A 705-nucleotide genomic window follows, 5' to 3' on the forward strand; every position below is an offset into this window, starting at 1 on the left:
ACCAGCATAGCGGCCGGCACGGTTGCTTACAGCTACACGCTGGACGGTGCTACCAACGGTGATGACACCAGCGATAACTTCGCTATTGTGGTGACTGATGCGGATGGCGATGCCGCCAACGGCAGCCTGGTCATCAACATCATCGACGACGAACCGACTGCCGCCGATGATACTGCGCTGGTGGCTGCAGGTTCCTTTGATCCCGTTTCCGGCAATGTGTTTGCCGCCAACGACCAGGGCGTGGAAGATGTTGCGGGCGCCGACGGCGCAGCCGTATCCGGTGTCGCGCTTGGCGATACTGGCACTGCACTGAACAATGCCGCCACCGTTGGCACGGATATCCAGGGCCAATACGGTACGCGCACCATCGACGCCGATGGCAGCTACAGCTATGCGCGCGATGCCGGCACCCCCGGTGGCGTGGATGACGCCTTTACTTACACCCTGCGCGATGCGGATGGCGATACCTCTACAGCGACACTGATCGTCAGCCTCGGCAACAGTGATGTCACTGTTAATCTGCCCAGCGTGGAAGACACCGGCACCAGCGTTTCCGAAGCTGGCCTGCCTGCAGGCTCCGATGCCGCGGCCGATAGTGAAACCACCACTGGCAGCTTCAGCTTCACTGCAGAGGACGGCCCGGCGGTCATTACCATCAATGATGCAACAGTCGCCGAAGGGGACAGCGTCACCGGCACTTACGGC

At 61.3% G+C, this 705-nt stretch carries 1 protein-coding gene; it reads left to right on the plus strand.

The genetic code is table 11. From position 1 onward, the window contains the following. Positions 1 to 705 (plus strand): Ig-like domain-containing protein (locus CWI75_RS18165; RefSeq protein ID WP_193817267.1); only part of this gene is annotated, 705 nt, incomplete at both ends.

This window comes from Kineobactrum sediminis (assembly GCF_002868715.1).
GTDB lineage: Bacteria > Pseudomonadota > Gammaproteobacteria > Pseudomonadales > Halieaceae > Kineobactrum > Kineobactrum sediminis.